The sequence below is a fragment of the Neorhizobium sp. 05N33 genome, from assembly GCF_056397445.1.
The window spans coordinates 287,812-305,171 of record NZ_JBFTNK010000003.1; the positions used below are offsets into that span (position 1 = coordinate 287,812).

The 17,360-nt window shown below is 62.8% G+C and carries 18 protein-coding genes; 12 read left to right on the forward strand and 6 right to left on the reverse strand.

Features of this window, described 5'->3' with window-relative positions:
- Window positions 1–78: 78 nt before the first annotated feature.
- The 7 genes from AC1DLT_RS10175 (at window position 79) to AC1DLT_RS10205 (ending at window position 5,513) form a co-directional block, all read left to right on the forward strand.
- On the forward strand, window positions 79–303 hold the full coding sequence (locus AC1DLT_RS10175) for an aa3-type cytochrome c oxidase subunit IV (protein ID WP_247033666.1): 225 nt from the start codon (window positions 79–81) through the stop codon (window positions 301–303).
- Between the two features lie 86 nt (window positions 304–389).
- A complete protein-coding gene (locus tag AC1DLT_RS10180; protein WP_477486657.1) occupies window positions 390–1,655 on the forward strand; it encodes a Re/Si-specific NAD(P)(+) transhydrogenase subunit alpha in 1,266 nt (421 codons plus the stop codon).
- Window positions 1,655–2,053: a proton-translocating transhydrogenase family protein gene (locus tag AC1DLT_RS10185; protein WP_038545252.1), complete on the forward strand. Its 399-nt coding sequence runs from the start codon at window positions 1,655–1,657 to the stop codon at window positions 2,051–2,053. Before AC1DLT_RS10180 ends, AC1DLT_RS10185 begins: the two co-directional genes overlap by 1 nt.
- Before the next feature lie 12 nt (window positions 2,054–2,065).
- Window positions 2,066–3,466, forward strand: a complete 1,401-nt coding sequence (locus tag AC1DLT_RS10190; RefSeq protein WP_038545249.1) for an NAD(P)(+) transhydrogenase (Re/Si-specific) subunit beta — start codon at window positions 2,066–2,068, stop codon at window positions 3,464–3,466.
- Window positions 3,467–3,557: 91 nt separating this feature from the next.
- Window positions 3,558–3,824, forward strand: coding sequence for a ribbon-helix-helix domain-containing protein (locus AC1DLT_RS10195; protein ID WP_477483265.1), 267 nt, complete (start codon window positions 3,558–3,560; stop codon window positions 3,822–3,824).
- A 46-nt stretch (window positions 3,825–3,870) separates the two neighbouring features.
- Window positions 3,871–4,788, forward strand: coding sequence for an acetylxylan esterase (locus AC1DLT_RS10200; protein ID WP_477486915.1), 918 nt, complete (start codon window positions 3,871–3,873; stop codon window positions 4,786–4,788).
- Complete coding sequence (locus AC1DLT_RS10205; RefSeq protein ID WP_038545241.1) at window positions 4,785–5,513, forward strand: esterase family protein; 729 nt, start codon at window positions 4,785–4,787, stop codon at window positions 5,511–5,513. The genes AC1DLT_RS10200 and AC1DLT_RS10205 overlap by 4 nt, the downstream gene beginning before the upstream one ends.
- Window positions 5,514–5,527: 14 nt before the next feature.
- Here the strand turns inward: AC1DLT_RS10205 and AC1DLT_RS10210 are convergent, their stop codons facing one another.
- The 3 genes from AC1DLT_RS10210 to rpsU form a co-directional block, all read right to left on the reverse strand.
- The gene (locus tag AC1DLT_RS10210) at window positions 5,528–6,820 is read right to left on the reverse strand and encodes a pilus assembly protein TadG-related protein (protein WP_477486658.1); all 1,293 of its coding nucleotides are present in this window, start codon (window positions 6,818–6,820) and stop codon (window positions 5,528–5,530) included.
- Window positions 6,821–6,982: 162 nt separating this feature from the next.
- Complete coding sequence (locus AC1DLT_RS10215; protein WP_247033674.1) at window positions 6,983–7,870, reverse strand: tetratricopeptide repeat protein; 888 nt, start codon at window positions 7,868–7,870, stop codon at window positions 6,983–6,985.
- A gap of 120 nt (window positions 7,871–7,990) precedes the next feature.
- Window positions 7,991–8,236, reverse strand: a complete 246-nt coding sequence (gene rpsU, locus AC1DLT_RS10220) for a 30S ribosomal protein S21 (RefSeq protein WP_038545235.1) — start codon at window positions 8,234–8,236, stop codon at window positions 7,991–7,993.
- A 385-nt stretch (window positions 8,237–8,621) separates the two neighbouring features.
- On the opposite strand from rpsU, the gene AC1DLT_RS10225 reads away from it, so the two are divergent.
- From AC1DLT_RS10225 to AC1DLT_RS10245, 5 genes are all read left to right on the forward strand, one after another.
- A complete protein-coding gene (locus AC1DLT_RS10225) occupies window positions 8,622–9,875 on the forward strand; it encodes a sarcosine oxidase subunit beta family protein (protein WP_477486659.1) in 1,254 nt (417 codons plus the stop codon).
- Between the two features lie 289 nt (window positions 9,876–10,164).
- Entirely contained in the window at window positions 10,165–10,506 is a 342-nt protein-coding gene (locus AC1DLT_RS10230; protein WP_038545229.1) for a sarcosine oxidase subunit delta, read from the forward strand.
- Window positions 10,503–13,478 (forward strand): sarcosine oxidase subunit alpha, encoded by a 2,976-nt coding sequence (locus AC1DLT_RS10235; RefSeq protein ID WP_477486660.1) that lies wholly within the window; start codon window positions 10,503–10,505, stop codon window positions 13,476–13,478. The genes AC1DLT_RS10230 and AC1DLT_RS10235 overlap by 4 nt, the downstream gene beginning before the upstream one ends.
- The gene (locus tag AC1DLT_RS10240) at window positions 13,471–14,043 is read left to right on the forward strand and encodes a sarcosine oxidase subunit gamma (protein WP_477486661.1); all 573 of its coding nucleotides are present in this window, start codon (window positions 13,471–13,473) and stop codon (window positions 14,041–14,043) included. The genes AC1DLT_RS10235 and AC1DLT_RS10240 overlap by 8 nt, the downstream gene beginning before the upstream one ends.
- 65 nt (window positions 14,044–14,108) lie before the next feature.
- Window positions 14,109–14,417 carry a hypothetical protein gene (locus AC1DLT_RS10245; RefSeq protein ID WP_477486662.1) on the forward strand — a complete coding sequence of 103 codons (309 nt, stop codon included), beginning with the start codon at window positions 14,109–14,111 and terminating at the stop codon, window positions 14,415–14,417.
- A 47-nt stretch (window positions 14,418–14,464) separates the two neighbouring features.
- Here AC1DLT_RS10245 and AC1DLT_RS10250 read toward each other — a convergent pair whose 3' ends face one another.
- From AC1DLT_RS10250 to AC1DLT_RS10260, 3 genes are all read right to left on the reverse strand, one after another.
- Window positions 14,465–15,706, reverse strand: a complete 1,242-nt coding sequence (locus AC1DLT_RS10250) for a class I SAM-dependent methyltransferase (RefSeq protein WP_477486663.1) — start codon at window positions 15,704–15,706, stop codon at window positions 14,465–14,467.
- Window positions 15,707–15,791: 85 nt separating this feature from the next.
- The gene (locus tag AC1DLT_RS10255; RefSeq protein WP_477486664.1) at window positions 15,792–16,850 is read right to left on the reverse strand and encodes a DUF2332 domain-containing protein; all 1,059 of its coding nucleotides are present in this window, start codon (window positions 16,848–16,850) and stop codon (window positions 15,792–15,794) included.
- A 5-nt stretch (window positions 16,851–16,855) separates the two neighbouring features.
- Window positions 16,856–17,341, reverse strand: a complete 486-nt coding sequence (locus AC1DLT_RS10260) for a MaoC family dehydratase (RefSeq protein WP_477486665.1) — start codon at window positions 17,339–17,341, stop codon at window positions 16,856–16,858.
- Between the last annotated feature and the right edge of the window lie 19 nt (window positions 17,342–17,360).

Genomic DNA, 17,360 nt, shown 5'->3' on the forward strand with positions numbered 1-17,360 from the left:
TGTCGACACGGGTTTTCCCGCACGCGCCGACGCTTTGATCAAGCGGACCGCGTGCGGCTGATGAAGGAGACGGGACTGATGGACAATCACCATAGCGGGCCGGTGGAAACGGGTGCTTCGATGGACTATTCGGAACACGACAAGACCTACAACGCCTTCATCGCGGGTGCGAAATGGGGCACGATGGTCATCGTCGTCCTGATGATCGCCATGGCTGCCGGTTTCTTCGGCGGAGCGGGCTTCATCGGCAGCCTCCTCGTTTTCATCATTCTCACTATAGCCGGCGTTTTCCTGCTGCGTTGATCCGGTTCGGCCAACCCGGCCACCGGCTTTGAGGCAGGGCGAAGTCTTTCGCCCGCCTTGCGATATCGACTGGGAGGAGACAGTCTTTGCCGAAGATCGTATTTGTATGCCGTGAAGGTTCCGACGAACCGCGCGTCGCCGCTTCGCCCGAGAGCGTCAAGCGGCTCATCGGCCTCGGGCTCTCGGTCGTGGTCGAGAGCGGGGCAGGCCTTGCCTCCGGCGTCCGCGACGCGGATTTCGAAGCCACCGGCGCCCGCATTGCCGGTTCCGGCGAGGTCGGTTCAGCCGATATCATCCTTCGGGTCAACCGGCCTACGGCGACCGAGATGGCGTCCTACAGACCAGGCGCCGTCGTGTTTGCGGTCATGGATCCCTACGGCAACGAGGCCGCTCTTGCGGACATGGCGAAAGCCGGGCTCACCACGTTTGCCATGGAGCTGATGCCGCGCATCACCCGCGCCCAGTCGATGGACGTGCTTTCTTCCCAGGCGAACCTTGCCGGGTATCGCGCCGTCATCGACGCATCCCATGAATACGGCCGCGCCATGCCGATGATGATGACCGCCGCCGGCACCGTTCCGGCCGCAAAAGTCTTCGTCATGGGCGCCGGTGTCGCCGGCCTGCAGGCGATCGCCACGGCCCGTCGTCTCGGCGCCGTGGTTTCGGCGACCGACGTGCGCCCCGCTGCCAAGGAACAGGTCGCCTCGCTCGGCGCCAAGTTCATCGCGGTCGAGGACGAGGAATTCAAGGCGGCCGAAACGGCTGCCGGTTACGCCAAGCCGATGTCGGAAGCCTATCAGGCCAAACAGGCGGCTCTGGTTGCCGAGCATATCGCAAAGCAGGACATCGTCATCACGACGGCCCTCATTCCCGGCCGTCCTGCGCCCAAACTGGTGTCGCGGGCCATGCTGGCTTCGATGAAGCCGGGTTCGGTGGCGGTCGACCTCGCCGTCGAGCGCGGCGGCAATATCGAAGGTTCCGAAAAGGGCAAGGTCGCGGATGTCGAGGGCGTCACCGTCATCGGTTATGCCAATGTCGCCGGCCGCATCGCCGCCTCCGCTTCGGCGCTTTATGCCCGCAACCTGTTCGCCTTCATCGAGACTATGGTCGACAAGGGCACCAAGGAGTTTGCGGTCAATCCCGAGGACGAGCTCGTCAAGGCGACCATGCTGACGAATGGCGGACAGGTCGTGCATCCGAATTTTGCGGCGGCCGCGGCCGCATTTGTCGTTGATGCGCCTGTTGCCGCGCCAACCGCAGCCCCGGCAGCGGGACCGGCCCGGGCCCGCAAAAAGCCTGCCGCCGTTGACGCCGAAAGAGGCGGGGACGCCACAGCCGAGGAGAAGCTTTGATGGCCAGTGAAGCAATGGACAAGGCGCTGGAACAGCTCGATCAGGCCGTGACCGCCGTGATGAGCGCTGCCGCCCAGGCGCCGGAAGCCGCGAGTGCTGCAACCGGTGGGGCGATCGATCCCTTCGTGTTTCGGCTGGCGATCTTCGTGCTGTCGATCTTCGTCGGTTATTACGTGGTCTGGTCGGTGACGCCGGCGCTGCATACGCCGCTGATGGCGGTCACCAACGCGATCTCTTCGGTTATCGTCGTCGGCGCGCTGCTTGCGGTCGGCATATCGGCGAGCGGCTTTGCGACCGGCTTCGGTTTCGTGGCGCTGGTGCTCGTTTCGGTGAACATCTTCGGCGGCTTCCTGGTGACCAGCCGGATGCTCGCCATGTACAAGAAAAAAGATCGCTGAGGGTTCGGATACATGTCGCAGAGCCTCGCAGCCTTCCTCTATCTCGTCTCCGGCGTGCTGTTCATCATGGCGCTTCGGGGTCTTTCCCACCCGACGACCAGCCGCAAGGGCAATGTCTACGGCATGGTCGGCATGGGTATCGCCATCGTCACCACGCTGCTGCTTGCCACGCCGACGTTCGGCGGCTTCATCCTGATCGTGCTGGCGCTCAGCCTCGGCGGTGGGGCAGGGGCTTATATCGCCCGCACCATTCCGATGACGGCGATGCCGCAGCTCGTCGCCGGCTTCCACTCGCTAGTCGGCTTTGCCGCTGTGATGGTGGCGGCGGCAGCACTTTATGCGCCGGATTCCTTCGGCATCGGCGCGATCGGCCATATTCACGGCCAGGCGCTGATCGAGCTGGCGCTCGGCGCGGCGATCGGCGCAATCACCTTTACCGGCTCGGTCATCGCCTTCCTGAAGCTCGATGGGCGGATGTCCGGCAAGCCGATCATGCTGCCCTACCGGCACGCCATCAATATCGGCCTGCTGGTGCTGGTCGTCGTCTTCATCTTCGGCCTGGTGCAGACCGAAAGCCATTTCGACTTCTGGCTGGTCGTGGTGCTGGCATTGGCGCTCGGCGTGCTCCTGATCGTGCCGATCGGCGGCGCCGATATGCCGGTCGTCGTGTCGATGCTGAACTCCTATTCCGGCTGGGCCGCCGCCGGCATCGGGTTCACGCTCGGCAACCTGGCGCTGATCATCACCGGCGCGCTGGTCGGCTCCTCGGGCGCGATCCTTTCCTACATCATGTGCAAGGGGATGAACCGGTCCTTCATCTCCGTCATCCTGGGCGGCTTCGGCGGCGAGACGGCGTCTGCTGCCGGCGACGACGGCGTGCAGCGGACGGTGAAGCAGGGTTCCGCCGACGACGCGGCCTTCCTGATGCAGAACGCCGAGAAGGTGATCATCGTGCCGGGTTACGGCATGGCGGTCGCCCAGGCGCAGCATGCGTTGCGCGAGCTCGCCGATACGCTGAAGAGCCACGGCGTCGAGGTCAAGTACGCGATCCATCCGGTCGCCGGCCGCATGCCGGGCCATATGAACGTGCTGCTCGCCGAAGCCAACGTACCCTATGACGAGGTCTTCGAACTGGAAGACATCAATGCGGAGTTCGCGCAGGCCGACGTCGCCTATGTCATCGGCGCCAACGATGTCACCAACCCTGCGGCCCGCGACGACAAGACCTCGCCGATCTACGGCATGCCGATCCTCGACGTCGACAAGGCCAAGACCTGTCTGTTCGTCAAGCGCTCGCTCGGCTCGGGCTATGCCGGCATCGACAACACACTGTTCTACAAGGACGGCACGATGATGCTGCTCGGCGACGCCAAGAAGATGACCGAGGACATCGTCAAGGCGATGAAGCACTGAGGCCAGTCGAACAACGAACATGGAGCCCGGCATTGCCGGGCTTTTTTGTGAAGACGGATCGTGCGACATTGGTGGTGAGCAGGAGGCCAGAATGGCAGATATTACCGGTTCCCTTCCAGACACGACCAAGGACTGGATCGAAGATCAGGTTCGCAGCGGAAGATTTGCGAACGTGGCCGAATTCGTCAGCGAACTCGTGATCCGTGAACGCCTCCGCGAGGGCGAGGAGCTTTCGTTGGATGAGATGCGTCAGGTCGTGAATGCTTCTCGCGAAAGCGGAATAAGCTCACGCAGCATGGATGAGATTTTCGCCGAGGCAGAAAAAATCGTGGCCCTTCGAAAGGCAAAGCGTGCCTGAATTCAGGCTCACTAAACACCCTTACGATTTCGACCCCACCTATGGCATGGGGCTGAAGGAGCTTCAGGCGGTAGTGCCGCCTCAGGCGCCAGAGGGTTTCGATGCGTTCTGGAAGGACCGCTATCGGCGGGCGATGACTGTCGATCCGGAGCCGGGCCTGCGCAAGAGCGGGCTCGACCATCCGAAATGGCATGTCTTCGACATCGCCTATATGTCGACCGGCCGGTTTCCGATCGGCGGCTGGCTTCTTCTGCCGCGGCGGGGGGAGATCAGACGCGGGCTGGTGGTCGGTCATGGATATGGCGGGCGCGACGAGCCGGATCTCGATATTCCGGTCGAGGAGACAGCCGTCCTGTTTCTCTGCTTTCGAGGCATGTCGCGCAGCACCCGCCCGCCGATCTCGCCGGATTCGCAGTGGCACGTGCTGCACGATATCGACAAGCCGGACCGGTACATTATCGGCGGCTGCGTCGACGACCTTTGGGTCGCGGTGAGCATGCTGATCGCCCTCTATCCCTGGCTTTCCGGCCATGTCGGCTACAGCGGCATCAGTTTCGGCGGCGGCATCGGCGGGCTTGCCATTCCCTTCGACAACCGGATCGATCGGGGGCATCTGTCGCTGCCGACCTTCGGGCATCAGGAATTGCGGCTGAAGCTGAAAAGCATCGGCAGCGCTGCCTCGGTCCAGGCCTATCAGGCGAAATACGGCAATGCGCTGAAGACGCTGCGCCTGCATGATTCGGCGGTGGCGGCGAGCCGCATCACCGTGCCGATGCTGACGAGCGTCGCGCTATTCGATCCCGCGGTTGCGCCGCCCTGCCAGTTCGCCGTCGCCAACGCAGTTCCGAAATCGAAATTTAATGAAATCTTCATCCTGGATGCCGGACATTTCGACTATCCTGGTAGCATGTTGCAAGAAGCGGCGCTTCGCGAGAAGGCCGGACAGTTCTTCAAGGTGTCATGAACCGCGAATATCTGCGCTGGTACAGCCAGCGGCTCCATCGAGACATGGAACTCTTGGTGTTCGGCCATGCCGGCGCCAAGGTGCTGATGTTCCCGACCCGCGAGGGGCGTTTCTGGGAATATGAAGAGCTTGGCATCGTCGGAAGCCTGGCAGACAAGATCCGGGCCGGCCAGTTGCAGCTCTATTGCGTCGATGGATTGGCGACCGAGACCTTCTACGACGCAAGGCAGCATCCGTCGGTGCGCATCCGCAGGCATGCGGCATTCGAGGATTATATCCTCAACGAGGTCCTGCCGCTGATGGCAGACCGGAACGGGCATGACTGCACGATCGTTCAGGGCTGCAGCCTCGGTGCCTTCCAGGCGGCCAGCATCGTCTTTCGCCATCCGCACCTGTTCCGCAAGCTCGTCGCGTTTTCGGGGCGTTACGACCTGACGCTGAAGGTCGAGGCGTTCGACGACCTGATGGACGGTTATTACGACGAGACCGTCTATTTCCACACCCCGTCGCATTTCCTGCCCGGCATCACCAGCGAATGGCAGATCGAAAGGCTGCGGCAGGTGGAGATCGTGCTGACGATCGGCGATGCCGACCCTTTCCTCGACAACAACCAGCATCTCAGCCGGGTTCTTTCCGAGAAGGGCGTCGGGCATCGGATGCATGTCTGGGACGGGCGCGCCCACCGGGCCGGTGCCTGGCGCAAGATGGCGGCGCTTTATATCTGAGGCGGGTCGGCTGCTCAGCCCGAAAGGCGCGGCGTCGAGACGATTTTCAGGAAGAGGGTATTCATCGCGTCGCTGATGCCCTGCGACGGGCTGACCTCGAAGAAATAGCCGCTGGATGCGCAACTCTGCATCCGGGTGCTGATCTCGCTCTGGAACGGCTTGATCCACGAATTATACCAGCTGTTGGTCGGCAGCGGCAGGTAGGTCGTATAAAGGACGGCGATCTTGTATCCCTTGTCCTTGAGCAGCTGGCAGGCCCTTGTGTCGATCGGCTCCTGGCAGCGGGTGCCGGTGAGCATTTTGGTGCAGGTGGTCGGCTTTTTGCTGTCGCCGACGCCGTCCGACACGAAGAACACGATCTTCTCCGGGTCGGAAGGCGTCAGGCCCGTACCCGGCGTGCCCATCTTGTCGCCGATATTTTTCATGGCGAGATCGAAATCGGTCTGCTGGTCTTTGTTATAACCCTGATAGGGGATCGACATGAGGTCGATGAGCGAGGCCTTGCTTTTCGCGTCGGCAAGATTGTCGGTCAGCGGGCTGATCTCGAGAAGCTTGGTATCCTCGGCTTTCTGGCCGAAGGTGTAGACCGCCATCCGATACTGATTGTCGCTTCTGCGCACCGACACGGCGGTGTCCATCAGCGCGGCCGTCGCGCTGGCGACAACATCGATGCGGATCGTGACGCCGAGGCTTTTGGCGAGGTTGTAATAGCTGTTCTCGTCCTCGACGCCGTTATTGACGATGTGGCAGGCGAATGCACATTTGTCGGATGTATGGGCGACCATGGTGTTGATATCGGCCGTGGTGGCGCCGACCCCCATGGAGGGCGTGTTGTCGAGCAGAAGGTAGAAATCCCGGTAGGTTTCCGTCTGGAAGACTGCCGTCGCCTGACCGGTCACGGTGAACTCGTTCTTGCCGATGACCTTCAGAAGGGTGGTCGGAACGGTCGCGGTATAAGTGAACATCGCCGTCAGCTGGTTGTTGACCTTGGTGACCGTCGCCGCATGGTCCGTCAGCGTGTAGCCGGTCGCCGATGCGATCTGCGCCGCGAAGATTTTCTCGGCATCCTGAACGGCCGGGGTGATCGAGCCGTCCGTCATCATCTTCATAGCTTCCGCCGTACCGATGGATTTTTCCGCGACGGCACCCAGGGCGGCGGCGTCCGCCGCACCCTGCAGTTGGTTACGGGCCTCGAGGGCATCGGTAAGATCGATGGCAAGGCCGGCGGCCGCGATCAGCGGCACGAGCAGCAAGGCGCTCATTATTCCGAAGTTTCCGGACCTGTCGCCCAGGAGTTTATCCAGCATGCACGTACCCCATTCCATCCGGGAACAGTAGTACCAAATAGTAACGCCTTTATTAGTTTCATCTGTTATTAATGTTTGGCGGGGTGCCGTCCCGGCGCAAACAACGCGCCTTGCGTCGGATGAAACGTTAACGGTTTCAGGTGTTGCGCCGCTACGCGGATCTCAGGTGCTGGCGCGGGTGCGGCTCGCGCCGTCCTGGGCCGGCTTGTAGTTCGGGTCGAGGCGCATGGCGTGCGAATAGGACTTGTAGGCGCGCGCCTTGTCGCCGCGGCGCTCATAGACCAGCGCCTGGTTGGCCCAGGATTCGGCCAGCTTGTCGTTGAGCTCGATCGCATGGTTGAAGTCGGCAAACGCGTTGTCGTCATCGTTCAAGGCGACATAGGAAATGCCGCGGCCGTTATAGGGCTCAGGCGAATTCGCCGACAGCGAGATGGCTTTCGAGAAATCGTCGATCGCCTGGGCGTGCTGGCCGCGCATCTGGTAGATCAGGCCGCGATTGTGCCAGGCCCGGCCATCGGTGGTTTCCAGCTGGATCGCCTTGTTGAAGTCGTTGAAGGCTTCGTTGGTGCGGCCGGCCTGGCGATAGATATTGCCGCGGCCGATATAGGCGACGTCGTAATTCGGGTTGATCTGCAGCGAGCGGTTATAGTCGTTGGCCGCTTCGACGGGCTTGCCCATGTTGCGATAGACGAGCGCCCGGTTGGCATAGGCCTGGTAGAACTGCGGATTGAGCTGGATGGCGCGGTTGAAGTCCTCAAGCGCGCGCGAAAACTCGCCGGCGCGTCCGTAGGCCGTACCACGGACGTTATAGCCTTCCGGATCCTGCGGACTGGAATTGATGACGGAAGAGAGCGAGGCGATGTTCTCTTGGGATCCCTGGGCACGGTCGACGGTGATCATGTCGGTCGAGCTGGTGGTTGCGCAGCCGGCAAGCGCCAGAAGGGCGATCAGCGCGGCAGGCAACGCTGTTTTGCGACGGACGGGAGAAGCTTGGGTCAAGAGGCCGGAAATTTCGGTTCCACGATCGAGAACGGCATTTTTGGCGGCCATCAGGCGCATTTCCTCATGTCGGGGCAAAGGCATTGGAAGTCTCGGACCAAATCAAAAGAGCGGCGGCGCCCATGTCGCCACCGCCCTGAAAGCACATGAAAACGTCCAAAAAACGGCCGATCAACGAGCCGGGCGCGCAGGAACCGCACGAGCGGGAGCGGCAATCAGACCTTCGCGCTGCATGCGCTTGCGAGCAAGCTTGCGAACGCGACGAACAGCCTCTGCCTTTTCACGGGCGCGCTTTTCAGACGGCTTCTCGTAATAATCGCGCATCTTCATTTCACGGAAAATGCCTTCGCGCTGCATCTTCTTCTTGAGAGCGCGGAGCGCCTGATCGACGTTGTTGTCGCGGACAAGTACCTGCACGTGAATCCCGTTCCTTTGGTTTGTTGCTCGCCTGGATCGGTACGATTCGAGGCGAAAGAATAACGTCCGCTCGGCCTGGAGCCGTGCGATTGATGACGGCAGATAGCAGAAGAGATGTGCGAAGTCCAGACGCATTAAGGCCGATCTGCGCCAATTCCGCCGCCTTTTCAGAAACTGCCGTAAAATCTGAATAGCCGGTCGCAATTTACGGTCGGAGTGCCGGTCGATCCTCCCGAATTCGCGGACGATCTTGCCGGTGTCGATGGGGAGGGCGAATGCGTCGCAATAGAGCCATTGCGACGCATATTGATTTGCGATGGGTATGGCACTACCCAAATGCTGGCCCTGCGATGAGGGCTGACGATCCCTAGGAGTTCGAGGCGAGATGCGCAGATATTCGGTTTTCGCCGTGGCCCGCGAGGCGATGCGTGCCCACAAGGGCTGGGAAGCGCAGTGGGCCTCCCCGGAGCCGCGCAGCGCTTATGACGTGGTCATCGTCGGCGCCGGCGGGCATGGCCTGGGTGCTGCCTATTATCTGGCCAAGGAACACGGCATCACCAATGTCGCGGTGATCGAGAAGGGCTGGCTCGGCGGCGGTAATACCGGCCGTAACACGACGATCATCCGCTCCAACTATCTCTATGAAGAGAGCATGGATATCTATGAGCATTCGCTCAAGCTCTGGGAGGGGCTGAGCCAGGATCTCAACTACAATGTCATGTATTCGCCGCGCGGCGTGATGATGCTGTCGCACAACACCCACGACATGCAGAGCTTCAAGCGGCATATCAACGCCAACCGGCTCTACGGTATCGACAACGAATGGCTGACGCCGGAACAGGCCAAGGCCTTCGTGCCGCCGCTCGATATTGCCAAGACGGCGCGTTACCCGATCAACGGCGCCGCCCTGCAGCGGCGCGGCGGTACGGCCCGCCACGATGCGGTCGCCTGGGGGTATGCGCGTGCGGCGTCCGACCGCGGCGTGCACATCATCCAGAATTGCGAAGTGACCGGCATCCGCCGCGGCCCGAACGGCGATGTCCTGGGCGTCGAGACGAGCAAGGGCTTCATCGGGGCGAAGAAGATCGGCGTCTCGGCCGCCGGGCATTCATCCGTCGTGATGGAGATGGCCGGCGTGCGTGTGCCGCTCCATTCAACTCCGCTGCAGGCGCTGGTCTCCGAGCCGTTGAAGCCGATCTTCCCCTGCGTCGTCATGTCGAACACCGTGCATGCCTACATCTCGCAGTCGGACAAGGGCGAACTCGTGATCGGCGCCGGCACCGATCAGTACAATTCCTATTCCCAGACCGGCGGGCTGCAGATCATCACCCATACGCTCGACGCAATCTGCGAACTCTTCCCGATGTTCCGGCGGGTGAAGATGATGCGCCAGTGGGGCGGCATCACAGACAACACGCCGGATCGTTCGCCGATCCAGGGCGTCACGCCGGTGCCGGGCCTGTTCGTCAATTGCGGCTGGGGAACCGGCGGCTTCAAGGCGACGCCGGGTTCGGCCAATCTCTTCGCGCATCTGATTGCCAAGGGCGAGCCGCACCGGCTGGCAGCGGGGCTGAACCTCGACCGGTTCCGCACCGGCCGGCTGATCGACGAGGCGGCCGCCGCCGCCGTGGCGCATTGATGAGGGGCGGGATGTTTTGCCTTCCGGACCAAATTGTGCCCTTCGCTCCAACTCCACGGCGGTCACGCATGGGAGAAGACGGTGCGGCATACCGATCTCCCCCCTTGAGGGGGAGATGCCCGGCAGGGCAGAGGGGGGTAACCCTCTCGGTATATTCTTCCGACGCCGTATTTGCCGCACCGTCGCTACCCCCCTCTGTCACCTTCGGTGACATCTCCCCCTCAAGGGGGGAGATCAGTGGGAGCCTGCCTCGCTCACATTCATCCTCCCAACCCCTGCGGAGCCCCGCATGCTGCTGATCCATTGCCCCTATTGCGAGGAAGATCGCTCCGAGCTGGAATTCCGCTGGGCCGGCGAGGCGCATATTGCGCGGCCGGAGAATATCTCGGCGATTTCCGACGAGGAATTCGCGGAATATTTCTTCCTGCGCAACAACGAAAAAGGCCTCACCTATGAACGCTGGCGGCATATCCACGGCTGCGGACGGTTCTTCAACGCGGCGCGCGACACGGTGAGCGACCGGTTCCTGATGACCTACAAGGCGGGAATGCCGAAGCAGGTGTTGCCTGAAACCGGGGCTTCCGAAGAGACCGTCGAGACCTATGAAGCAACAGAGGGAGACGCCCGATGAGCACCTCCTCCAATTCCGGCGCCTTCCGCATCAAGGGTGCAGGGCGGCTGACGCCCGCCCGCACGGCGCGCTTCACCTTCGACGGCAAGAGTTATACGGCGCTGGAAGGCGATACCGTTGCCTCGGCGCTGCTGGCGCATGGCGTCCATCTGCTTGGCCGCTCGTTCAAATATCACCGGCCGCGCGGCATCCTGTCTGCCGGTCCGGAAGAGCCGAACGCGCTGATCGACGTGTCGCGCGATGCGGCGCGGCGCCAGCCGAACGTGCGCGCCACCGTGCAGGAAGTCTTCGACGGCGCCAAGATCGCCTCGCAGAACCGCTGGCCGTCGCTGAAGTTCGATGTCGGGGCGGTCAACAATCTGTTCTCGCCGTTCTTTGCGGCCGGGTTCTACTACAAGACCTTCATGTGGCCGCGCGAGGCCTGGGTGAAGATCTACGAACCCTTCATCCGCCGTGCGGCCGGCCTTGGCGTTGCGCCGACCGAAGAAGATCCGGATCACTATGCCAACCGCTATGCCCATTGCGACGTGCTGGTTGCCGGCGCCGGCGTTGCCGGTTTGACGGCGGCGCTTTCGGCGGCTGCGACGGGGGCAAGCGTTTTCCTCGTCGACGAACAGCCGGAAGTCGGCGGCGCGCTGCATTACGACACGGCGACCACGATCGACGGACAGAACGGTTACGACTGGGCGCAGGCGACGGCGGCAAAGCTGAAGGCCATGCCGAACGTGACGGTGCTGACCCGCACGACGGTGTTCGGTTATTACAATCACGGTTTTCTCGGCCTCGTGGAGCGGGTGACCGACCATGTCGCCAAGCCCGGCAAGGACCTGCCCCGCGAACGGCTGTGGCAGGTGCGGGCGAAAAAGGTGGTGCTGGCGACCGGTTCGATCGAGCGGCACATGGTGTTTGCCAACAACGACCGGCCGGGCATCATGCTGGCGTCTGCGGCACGCACCTTCCTCAATCATCACGGCGTCGCTGTCGGAAGGCAGGTCGGTATCTATACGGCGCATGATTCGGCTTACGAGACGGCCTTCGACCTGAAGCGGGCGGGCGTCTCGATCGCGGCGATCGTCGATTGCCGCGCCGATCCCGGTGAGGCGCTGCTGGCGGAAGCCCGCGGGCTCGGCATCTCCGTGCTGAGCGGCCACTCGGTGACCGATACCGGCGGCCGGCTGCGGATTTCCTCGATGACGGTGGCGCGCAACGGCGGCGGCGATGCCCGCAAGATTGCTGTCGACGCGCTGATCGTTTCGGCCGGCTGGACGCCTTCGGTGCATCTGTTTTCGCAGTCGCGCGGAAAACTCCGGTTCGACGACGTCAACCAGCGTTTCCTGCCGAATATCTATGCGCAGGATTGCGTTTCCGTCGGCTCCTGCAACGGTACGGACGATCTGGCCGAACTGATCGACGAGGCGATTGCCGCCGGCGGCGGTTCGGTGGCGCTTGCGGGTGAGAACCGTTTCGAATGGACCGGCGGCATGATCGGTGCGGCGGAAGGGGCGGGGCCGGATACGACGGTGAAAGCCTTCGTGGATTTCCAGCACGACGTGACCGCCAAGGACATCCGGCTTGCGGTGCGCGAGGGCATGCACTCGATCGAGCATATCAAGCGCTTCACCACCAACGGCATGGCCTCTGACCAGGGCAAGCTTTCCAACATGCACGGCCTCGCCATCGCTGCCGAAATGCTTGAGCGGCCGATCCCGCAGGTGGGGCTGACCACGTTCCGTGCGCCCTACACGCCGGTGACCTACGGCACGCTGGTGGGGCATTCGCGCGGGGAACTGTTCGATCCGGCGCGCAAGACGCCAATGCACGCGCTCGAAGCGGGCGAAGGTGCAGAGTTCGAGGATGTCGGCAACTGGAAGCGCGCCTGGTATTACCCGAAGCGCGGCGAGGACATGCTGGCTGCCGTCAACCGCGAATGCCGGACGGTGCGCGAAGTCGCGGGCGTGTTCAACGGTTCGACGCTCGGCAAGATCGAGGTGGTCGGACCCGATGCGGCGCAGTTCCTCAACCTCCTCTATACGAATGCTTGGGACAGCCTGAAGCCCGGCAAGAGCCGCTACGGGATCATGACCCGCGAGGACGGTTTCGTTTATGACGACGGCGTCGTCGGCCGGCTTGCCGAGGACCGCTTCCATGTGACGACCACGACCGGCGGGGCGCCGCGTGTTCTGCACCACATGGAAGACTATCTGCAGACGGAGTTCCCGCATCTCAGGGTCTGGCTCACCTCGACCACCGAGCAATGGGCGGTTATCGCCGTGCAGGGGCCGAAGGCACGCGAGATCATCCAGCCGTTCGTCGAGGGCGTCGATATTTCCAACGAGGCCTTTCCGCATATGAGCGTAGCGGAATGCAGCGTGATGGGCGTGCCGGCGCGGCTCTTCCGCGTCTCGTTCACCGGCGAACTCGGTTACGAAATCAACGTGCCCGCCGACTACGGTCCGGCGGTCTGGAAGGCGATCTGGGAGCGGGCGGAGCCGATGGGCGCCTGCCTCTACGGCACCGAGACCATGCACGTGCTGCGCGCCGAAAAGGGCTATATCATCGTCGGCCAGGATACGGACGGCACGGTGACGCCGCACGATGCGGGTCTCGGCTGGGCTGTTTCCTCCAAGAAGCCCGATTTCGTCGGCATTCGCGGGCTGAAGCGTCCAGACCTCGTGCGCGAGGGCCGCAAGCAGCTCGTCGGGCTGCTGACGAAGGACCCGGCACTGGTGCTGGAGGAGGGCGGCCAGATCGTCGCCGACCCGAACCAGGCCAAGCCGATGACCATGCTCGGCCATGTGACCTCCGCCTACTGGTCGGAGAATTGCGGCCGCTCGATCGCGCTGGCGCTGGTTGCCGGCGGAAGGGCGCGGATCGGTGAGACGCTCTATGTGCCGCTGAAAGACAGGACGATCGAAGTGGAAGTGACCGACATGGTGTTCTTCGACAAGGATGGAGGCCGCATCCATGGCTGATTCTGGGGCTGATCTGGTAAACCGCACTTTGCCTCTTTCCGGCTTTCACGGCGGCTCGTCGACCGTCCGACTCGAAGCCGCACCGCCCGCCGAGCGCATTTCACTGCGCGCCAGGGCCGAGGATGTCGCAGCGCTCTCCTCGGCGCTCGGCGTCGATCTGCCCGTCAGGCCGAAAACGTCGGCTTCCGCCAACGGTCGTTCGGCGCTGTGGCTCGGGCCGGACGAATGGCTGGTGATCGCGGAAGACGGCAGTGATATCGGCAACAGCCTGATGCAGGCTGCGAGGAATTCCGGCGCACTGCATTCGGCAACGGATGTTTCCCACCGCAATACGGCGATCCTGGTGTCGGGGCCGGGGGCCGCGGCGGCGATCAATGCCGGCTGCCCGCAGGACCTGTCGCTGAAGGTCTTCCCGGTTGGCGCCTGCTCGCGGACCGTTTTCGGCAAGGTGGAAATCGTACTTCTGCGAACCGGTGACGAAGCGTTCCGGATGGAGGTATGGCGGTCGTTCTCAGACTACGCCTTCGGCCTGCTGGCGGAAGGCGCACAGGACGCGGCTGTCTAAGACAATCGCCTCACTTGACTTGCTCTCGCAGAACCGCACTCTCTCCCCACAAGGGGGAGGACATCATGGAACAATTCGGACTGATGGCGATTGCGGTCGTCGCGGCGGTGATCGGCGGGGCGATTGCCGCGAAGCTTGCGGGTATCGAGATCTGGAAAGGCGCGCTGATCGGCGCCTGCGCGTCCGTCGCCGGGGTGATCGCCTCCTCCGCACCGGGTATCGACCGGAACCTGTCGATCCCGATAGCCGGCCTGATCGCCGCCGGTATTTCCGGCTCGGCCGTCGGCCTGACGCCGACGCGCACCGCCCAGATCGCGATCGGTGCGGCATTGCCGCCGCTCATCGGTTTCATGCTGATGGAAATGGGGGCTTAGGTAGCGGGGATCACTCGCTGGGCTGGGCCGACTGTCGTCCGAGCCTCTCACAGCGAAAGGTTTAAGCCTGCTTCCCGCTCGATATAGGCGCGCTGTTGATCGGTGATGTAGTCGCGCACGATCGGTGCCGCATCGCGCGAGCGCGACAGTTGCATATGGAAGACCAACTGGCTGCCGGTGCGGAACATCATCTCGGCGCTGATCAGGTAGAATTCCCACATGCGGGCGAAACGCTCGTCGTAAAGAGCAATGACCGCACCACGGTTCTTTTCGAACCGTTCCGACCAATGGGCAAGCGTGGTGGCATAATGCACGCGCAGAAATTCAAGATCGGTCACCCACAGGCTGTTGCGCTCGACCACCTCGAAGACCTCCGACAGGGCCGGCGAGTAGGCGCCCGGGAAAATGTATTTGCGCAGCCACGGGCTTGCCATGCCGGGCGGGCTCATATGGCCGATCGAGTGCAGCACCGCCAGGCCGTCGTCCGGCATCAGGCTGTTCAGCTTGGCGAAGAACTCGTCGTAGTGATGCACGCCGACATGTTCGAACATGCCGACCGAAACGATGCGGTCGAATGTTTCCGTCACGTCGCGATAATCCTTGAGTTCGAAACGCACACGGTCGGTGAGCCCCGCCGCCTGTGCCCGTGAGGAGGCCAGCGCCTGCTGTTCCTTCGACAGGGTGACGCCGAGAACCTCGACGTCTTCGAGCCCGGCGAGGTAGAGCGCCAGATCGCCCCAGCCGCAGCCGATATCGAGTACCTTCATGCCCGGCTTGAGGCCGAGCTTGGCAGCCAGCAGCCGCAGCTTGTTACGCTGTGCCTGTTCCAGCGTCTCGGACGGCTCGCGGAAATAGGCGCAGGAATAGAGCATGTTGTCGTCGAGGAAGAGTTTGTAGAAGTCGTTGCCGAGATCGTAATGGTGCGCGACGTTCTGCTGCGCCTGGCCCTTGCGGTTGGATTGCTGCCGCTTGCGGAAGCGCATCTTGATGCTGCGCAGAACCTTCTGGAGCGGATAGGAGCCGAGCGACAGCCGGTTGACCGAAAACAGCGTCAGGAAATCGCGCAGCGTCGAGCCGTCCTCGAACCGCATCGTACCGTCCATATAGGCTTCGCCGGCAGCCAATTCCGGATTGAACACCAGGGTCCGGTAGAGCCGTTTGTCGGTGAGGCGCATGGTGACCGCCGGGCCGGGCGTACCGGCGAACACATGGCGGTTACCCTCTGCATCGATGACCGTCAATCGGCCGCGGCGAATGAAGGATTTCATCATATGCGACAGCGGAAACATCAGCATCCCCCCGGAACCATTAGCACCCGAAGGACAGGCTAACATCAAGTTTCGGGAATGGCGATCAACAGTTCGCGCGCGGGTTCTAGGCTCGCCAGCCTTTCCACTTCACCCAGCGGCCGTGGGGATCGATGCGGGCGAGCTCCCGGGTCTCGCCGGTCGGCCAGATCTGCAGGCTGAGTGCTGCGCTGTTCGGATCGTCGTCCATTTCCATCTGCAGGCGGGCGAGTGGGGCTGCTTCCGTCGCCCGGCTGCCGGCTTCGGCGATGATCGCCTCGCCTGCCGAGCGGGCTTCCGGCGGCAAATATTGCCAGGCGATCGAATGGTAGACGACATGGACCGTGCCGGGCACGAGCACCTTCAGGCGCTTGTCGCGCAGCCAGGCGAGCGCATCGCCCTTTTCGACGAGCGCCGGATGTTCTCTGGCGATCTGCAGCGCCGCGCGGGTACGTTCCACCCGGTCCGTCTGGTCGGCCCAGATGTAGGACAGCAGCCGCAGGCAGTCTTCAGGCGAGTTGGGGTCGAGAGGGTTGAGGTCGCAGCCGGCGCGATCGGCAATGGTGATCTCGACATCGGGCGGGGGCGGGCCTTGCCAGCCGGGCTTCAGCCGGACCGGCGATGACGGATCGCCCCAGAGCAAGCCGCCGAGATCGTGGTGATAGCCGTCCCAATTGAGATTGAGGCCCATGCTGGCACCGAATTCCGACAGGACCAACGGTCTGCGGAACAGATCGGCGACGGTGAGGAAACCGGCCAGCAGGCCGCTCGACCGTCGCACCTCGTTGGTTTGCGGGGCGAAATTCAGCCGTTCGAGAATGAAGGCTTCATGGGTTTCGAAGGCCCTGGCGATCGCCGTCCAAAGCGTGTCGTCGCTCACGTCGTTCGGCGGATAGGCGGCCTTCAGGCGATCGTCCTTGCCGTCGATGACGAGCGCATGCAGGGCGCCGGCGAGGCGGGTTGGAACCAAGTCGCCGCGGGTGCCGGGATCGCCTTCCCAGCTCCATATCCGCCGGCCCACTTCTGTGGAACGGTCGAGATGGTCCAGCATCAGCCGGCCAAGGCGTGCGGTAAACAGCGATCCTAGGAGCTGGCCCCCGACGACTTGCTCCCGGAACGCCTGCCTGATTTCGTCTTCGGATGCCATCGCGCTCACACTCCTTCCGGCCGGTCCTTCGGGTCGAACTGGATGATGGTGATCCAGATGGCCGTGAGCGCTTGTTTTCTTTCGTTCTCGATCTCGACCGAGACGTCGTACGTGGTCATCAGCATGCCGCCACCGCGGAAGCGGGTTTCGGCCAGCGTGAAATGGCCGCGGATGCGGCTGCCGCTTTTGACCGGCGACATGAAGCGGATGCGATCGAACCCGTAATTGATGCCCATCGTCTGTTCGCGGATCCTCGGCACGCAATCGAAGTTCATGGCGGACAGCAGCGACAGCGTCAGGAAACCGTGGGCGATGGTGCCGCCGAAGGGGCTTTCGGCCGTGGCGCGCTCCGGATCGACATGGATGAACTGGTGATCGTGGGTGGCGTTTGCAAAGAGGTCGATCATCGGCTGATCCACCGTGATCCATTCGGATACCCCGACTTCCGTGCCAACCAAACCTTCGACTTCGGTTAGCGAAATTTCACGCATGCGACCTCTCTGATTTCTT